The following is a 6312-nucleotide window of genomic DNA, read 5'->3' on the forward strand; positions in this document are numbered from 1 at the left end:
GCCGTTCTTGTACACCACCCAATAGGGCACAGACGTACCCTTGGCAGTGACCGATCGGTACGTGGTGCTGATCCGGTACAGGCCGGTGGTGGCAATCTCGATGCGTGCCGTGCCCAGGTCGTCGAGGGTGACGTCTGTGGTGTAGTCGTTGAAGGTGAAGAACCCGGACGGGAACGCACCGGACGAGTACGGGCCATAGGTGACGTCGTCGGTGCTGTCGCGTCTGATGCTCCATGAGTTTGACATCGAGAATCCCGCTCCCGCTGAGGTGTAGTCGGACATCGCGAACGCGGCGATGCGGTAGGAGTCGTAGGTGAAAAACGGGCTTGCCCGCTGCACGCTGAACATCGAATACCGGTACGCGGCACCGATACTGATGGTGTTGCCTGCGTCGGTGGCCGAGAGGATCTGGCGGCCGTTGACGCGCACGAAGTAGTTGTTTCCCGAGCAGCGGATCTCGATGCGCGCGCCCTGCTTGACCGCCGACAGGCCGGTTTGCAGGGTCAGCGGCGTGCTGAATGACCAACTGGTGCCCGAGCGGGTGAACTTGCCGATGCGGATTTCGCCCTCTTTGGCCAAGCAGTAGGCGCCCTGTGTGCGGCCCGAGTCGCAGCGGATGTAGACGCCGGAGTAGTAGTTGCCATTCTGGGTGTCGCCCAACACAAATGACGCTGATTGCCCGTCTGTGGCGTAGGTGTAGTTCGGGCTGGCGAAGAAGTGCCCGTCAGGGTTGCCGTTCTTAACGCCCGCATACCCCGAGTCCCCGCGAATGGTGACATCGCCAGCGGTCGGCCCGGTGGTCCAGTCGGTCGAGTTCAGCGCCGCGCCGTCAGCGCCGGAGAAGGTGAAGCTGTAGCTGTTCCCGCCGCCGGTGTTCTGCTCGGTTTCCTGCTCTTGCAACGTGGTTTGCGCCGCAATGGCGCTCTTGAGCGCATCGCGCGACAGGCCGAGCAGCGATAGTAGTGATTCCTTGGCCTGGTCGATCTGCTCGCCGATGGTTCCCGTTGTGCCCGTGGCAGTTCCGTCGGCGCCAGTCTTGACGCCCGTAAGCATATCCCCGAGGTTGTCCACCAGGTCGGCCACTCTGTTCATGCCGAAGTTGCCGGTGACATCGGCTACCGAAATGCCGCCGCCGCTGGTGAGTTTCTGAGTCTTGTCCTGATTCAGGCCAAACCAGTCCTTGACGCCCTGCACCAGAGAGTTGATCGGCGTCACGATATTGCCGTTGAGGATATCGAGGATCTGATTGATGACCGTTTGCATGATGGCCAGGCCCGAGACTTGAGCCTGCTGGATCAGGCCAATGATCTCCGAGGCGGTGATCTTGCCGTCAGTGGTGATGGCCTGTAGGCGGGCCTCGATGTTCGCCGCCTCGGAATTCACCACACCGCCGACGGCGTCGACCATCTGACGCAGATCCTTGACCAGGCTCAGATCTAACAAGTTTGACGCCCACGCAGAAGCATTCGAGAACCGGAATGTTCCGGCCGTCGCCCCGGCATCGAGTATGAGCAGTTGCGATACGTATTTCACACCGGCGGGCACGGGCCATTTGTCGGCGACCGGAATCCATTGCCAGCCATGATCGCCCGAGGGCTGCAGCGAACCGCGAATGACATCGGCCAGTGGGTTACCGGCGGCGTCGAACGGGGTGAACCCGACCTTGACGGGATTCGAGCCGGCGGTCGCGCTCGCACCGGTCCATTGCGAGGCGGCGCGCAACTCCAGCGTTTGACCCGGGAACACCTCGAAAGGCTCGGTGCGCAACACCTGCTGCATGCCGTTCGCGGTCGCACGGATCGATCCGCCCGAGATGAATCCAGGCGTCACCGAATCCCACTGAAAGAACGGGTTGCCCTCGACGCTCTCAGCGGTCAGAAACTCGCCCGCACCGTTGATCAAGTCCTGAATGATGTTGGCGATGCGCGAGATAGCGATGACACCCGGGAACTTGCTCACCGCGTTGCCAATGGCCGCGAACAGATCAGTCCAGCCAGCCTCGATCTCGGGCAGGGTTGGCCAGCCCACGTCCTGTCCGGAGGCCAGTTGAAGCAGGCGACGGATCGGCATGAAAATCTGCTGTATCGCGAGCAGGGTTTCATCGTCGCCGTTGTATGTACCCATGATCGCCTCGGCCAGACCAACGAACTGTCCGACGACGGGCAGGCTCTCGATGAAGTCAAGCAGCAGCGCGGGCAGATCCTCGGGACCTTGGATGTCGTTCGGATCGGCGTTAGCGACATGGGAGTTGAACCCTGCGAAGAGCTGATTGATGATCCCGATAGGCGACAAGTCGAGTGCCGGATCGCCACCAGTTGAGCTGTTGAAGATGCTGGGGTATCGCCCATTGGCGCGACTGCGCATCGCCGCGGGCGTCATGTCCTGGACCTGTTCGGCCAGGGTCTCGATGCTCAGTGCGCCAGCAGGAAGGTTGGGCACGCCACCGGGAGTGGTCAACGCCGCACCGCCCGAGACGCCTTCGGGATCCGCTTCGGGCACTTGGGCGCGGTGGCGGTCATCTCCACATGGGGATCAGCCTCGGTGTGCTGGGGCTGCTCGGGGAGCTTGATCGATTCCTGCCGTACCCCGTCGGTGATCCACGCCGGCGCGTGGACAGCCGAGGGGTCGACGTGTTCGGTCTGCCGGATACCGAGGGCCACCAGCTGAGAGGCGAGGTCGGCGACCCATGGCTGTAGCACGGTCAGGGGCATTTCGGTGGCGGTCAGCAGAGCCGAGGCCAGCGCCCCGCCAAGCGCCTTGATCTGGCCGTCTATGTCGTCGGCTGCCGGGATCTTCTTTGGGATGACCTCGGCCTCGACGAGCTTGTCGGCCAGTGCTTTTGCCTCTTCCGGCGAAATACCCTCAGTCACCACAGTCCTATCTGTTGAAAACCGCTCATGGTTCGGCTCAGCAGTTCTGCCATACGCTCGATCGCGTCCTTCTCCACACGCGTGTCCCCGAATGTGCCTTCGATCGCCAACGGCCGGCGCTCACCCCAGTTGATATCCAGGGACCGGCAGCGCCGCACGAACACCCGAGGCATCAGGTACTTGCTGGTGCCGCCAACCCGATCACCGAGCCACCAGTGCCCAAACCCGTTGTCCCCAATCAGCCACGGCGAGGCGTTCGCCACCGTCAGATTGAACGAGGTGTCGGGGTCGGTCTCGCGCCGACGTCGGCGCAGATCCATCGTCGAGGCCGCGGTGAACGCCTGTGTGACATTCGTGCTCGTGGTCTCCAGGTAGTGACCCCAGCCCTGCCGACTTGTCCGCAAAAGCAGCGGTACGGACATGAAAGCCAGGATTGAATCGCGGTAGATCGGGTTGAGGAACGAATCGATCGCGCCGCCGAGTGAGCCGACGCTGATGTTGAAGCCGACGGCGAGACTGATAGTGGCCGAGATGTTGTCCCCCAGAACATCGCCACCGTATTGAATTGCTGCACTGATCAATTCGTTCACACCGGGCATTGACTGCCCGCCCACAGTGATACGTCCTGCCCCACCGGGTGAGCGTGAGAAGTTCGATGTTTGAATGCCGGTGATGTCGCCGTCGCGGTACGTCACGTAGGGGTGCGCGGCCTCGGTGCCGAGGATGCCGGGCAGTCGGTAGCCGGTCTCGTCGATCGTGTCCCCGGTGAACAGGTCGTAGCTGTCTTCAACATGGTTGGACAGCACACTGGCGATCGTCCGCGTAAATCCCGTGGCCAGGTTGCCGCCGATCGAGGTGCCCGTGCGGAACCCGGACTTGTCGACGATGCGCGCGAACAGGGTGCCTGTGCGCCAGTTGGTGCCCGCGCCTGGCCACGGTTCGGGGTCGCCGGTTTTCCAGCGCCGCAGATCCCATTGCAGCTCAGCGTCTTCCATGATCGGTGCGGCCACGTCGAAGATCGATGTCTTGATGCTGCCGACGACCAGGGACAGCGGCGCCGCCGAATCGCCGAATGTGCGTGGCACGATCACGATTTGCGACTGCTGCCAGATGTTGAGGAATATGTCGACCAGTTCGGGGATATTCCAGTTCGCTGGGTCGAGTAGCTTGAACAGGGTGCCGATGTCAATGTTGCTCAGCTGCAGCCGAAGTAGGTTCGCGGCCATCGTCAGCAAGATTCCGTGATCAGCCTGCGCCAGTAGCATCCACGCCTTGGGCTGCTGGATTAGTGACAGTGGCAGGAACGGATTACCGGCTGTGTGAACGTGTTTCAGTTCCTCGATGTCGTCCAGGAAGTCGATGACCACCACGTCTCCGGTGGCCCCGCGCTCAATATGCACACCGTCTTTGGCCTTCATCCGCCCACCGATGCGGGCGCCCATCGTCTCGACGATGACGTGAATGTTGCTGGTGCCGCGCGCGTCTTCGTCGAGCGCCCAGAACGCCGCCCAGGTGCCGCGGCGGTCGTCGAGGTCAATGGGTAGGCGCAGTGAGATCGTGCCGGTCTGGTTGACGATCGGGTTGACGCGCCCGCCTAGCTCGCCGCGCACGGTGCCGCGGTAGACCCAATCGCCGTCGTAAAGCTCGATGTGCGGCGGGTCGTACGCACGCTCAATGCGATACTCGCGCACCTCCCGCGCCCACGCCGAGAAGTCGTCGTGATCGGTGCCGGTGAACGGCTCGGCGAACGTCGCGACCGTCATTCCTCGTGTCCGTCGCAGCCGTTGAAGGTGCCGACGTTGATCGGCGCGCTGTCACCGACCAGCGCGTATATCGCCACCTCGTACCTGCTTGGCAGCAGGCAGGTTTGGCACCACAGTCCCGTTGCGGGTGTGCCGGGCACAAGGTGCAAGGCGACAGCGTTCACCCTCACGCCGTCAGCCCACTTTCGGCCGACCAGAACCGGCGTTGCCGTAGCGTGGCCTTGGACCCCGATGGGCCCTGGCACACGACGGGCATCACCACCGGGTCATCTTCAGTGCCGGTGTACTGGGGTACAGGGTAGAGCGGCTCAACCCCGTTGAATAGACCGGCCGCGTTGGACAGGTCAGCCGAGAGGTAGGTGTCCATGAAGGGGTCGGACATCACGGACAACAACTGAGTCAGCTGCGGAGTGACGATCATCCGCGCCGCGTCGGCGCCCACCGGGCGGTTCCACTTGCGTTCCTGCCCGAACGCGAAGTCCGGGAACTGCCACTGGATGGCGGGGTCAAGTTCCCATTCGGGCCAGAGGTCTTGATCGGTGGGGTTCCACACGTCGAACCACCCGGTATTGGGGTTGGCGACTACCCGGATCACCGGGGCAACAGCCGTCGTCTTGCCCGTGAACAGCGCGGTCAGGAACCCGGCCAACGGTCCACTGGTGAACGACAGGACATAGCCAAAGAAGGTGCCCGTGACCGACACGCCGCCGGTCCCGATGTTCGACAGCTGCTCGATGGCTTGCCGGATCGAGGTGGCTGACGAGATGAACGAGATCGGCGCGGTGGTCTGGCCGCCGATGGTGATCGTGTACGACAGCGTGCCGAGAGTGATGGAGAACGCCAGCGGTGCCAGCCCGCCTCCGTCGACCGTCAACATGCCGGGGCAGGTCTTGGGAGTGAGCACGGTGAATTGCTTGGACGTGCCCGACACTGTGACGTTGCCCGGCCCGAGGGATGGCAGTGCCTCCAATGCCGACTGAACGGTGGCGATACTCGCATCGACCGGGAGGCTCACGGTCGTATCGACGGTCTCGCCATGGACGTATCCGAGCTTGTAGGTGCCCGACGACCCGGCGTTGTAGACGGTGAAGTTTCCGGAGTTGACCCACTCGGAAACATCCTCGGCGCTTTCGTACATCGGGTTGTAGGCGTGCGCCGAGACCACCGCGTGATAGACCTCATCGATATCGGCATCGTGGCCGTCCTCGGTGGTGTACAGAATTTCCTTGGCCAGCTTGAGATAGAGGAACCGCGGACCCGATGGGCCGTTCCACGTGCACTTGACCTTGCGCAGGTTGTACGGGGTGCCCCAGAGCTTTTGAAACCGTGGCCGCGACTCGGGGGTCAGCCAGAACGGCAGAATCGGAGTGCGGATCGGCACCTCTTCGCCGACCGGCCGACCGCCAGGCTGGAATGCCCCCGACTGGGTGCGCATCGAAAACCCGGTGTCGTACATGCCCTTCGGGTCTACGTCGAGCACGATGAAGTCATCACGCAGATAGATGTCATCGGTCGGCGCGGACACCACCATCGGAGCCACCACCGAATCGCCGTTCGACGATTCGAGCGTGATCGTTGCGACCGCCATTTATGACCACCTGCCCAATTTCGCCGCCGTGATTTCGTCCTGCTGCCGACGCATCATCGACACGGCATCGCTGGTGTCGAACGCGCTGAGG

5 protein-coding genes are annotated in these 6312 nt (G+C 62.8%); all 5 read right to left on the reverse strand.

Annotated elements, in window-relative coordinates; translation table 11 throughout:
- The coding region (locus AOT83_RS00070; RefSeq protein ID WP_240483032.1) for a hypothetical protein at positions 1–2499 on the reverse strand (2499 nt) is incomplete at its 3' end.
- On the reverse strand, positions 2454–2870 hold the full coding sequence (locus AOT83_RS00075; RefSeq protein ID WP_234797022.1) for a hypothetical protein: 417 nt from the start codon (positions 2868–2870) through the stop codon (positions 2454–2456). The genes AOT83_RS00070 and AOT83_RS00075, both read right to left, overlap by 46 nt.
- Positions 2867–4633, reverse strand: a complete 1767-nt coding sequence (locus AOT83_RS00080) for a hypothetical protein (RefSeq protein WP_057966506.1) — start codon at positions 4631–4633, stop codon at positions 2867–2869. The genes AOT83_RS00075 and AOT83_RS00080 overlap by 4 nt, the downstream gene beginning before the upstream one ends.
- Positions 4630–4803, reverse strand: a complete 174-nt coding sequence (locus tag AOT83_RS27725; protein WP_157858399.1) for a hypothetical protein — start codon at positions 4801–4803, stop codon at positions 4630–4632. Before AOT83_RS27725 ends, AOT83_RS00080 begins: the two co-directional genes overlap by 4 nt.
- Positions 4800–6221 (reverse strand): hypothetical protein, encoded by a 1422-nt coding sequence (locus tag AOT83_RS00085; RefSeq protein ID WP_057980001.1) that lies wholly within the window; start codon positions 6219–6221, stop codon positions 4800–4802. The genes AOT83_RS27725 and AOT83_RS00085 overlap by 4 nt, the downstream gene beginning before the upstream one ends.
- Between the last annotated feature and the right edge of the window lie 91 nt (positions 6222–6312).

Origin of the sequence: Mycobacteroides sp. H001 (assembly GCF_001440005.1) — a bacterium.
Classification (GTDB): Bacteria; Actinomycetota; Actinomycetes; order Mycobacteriales; family Mycobacteriaceae; genus Mycobacterium; species Mycobacterium gwanakae.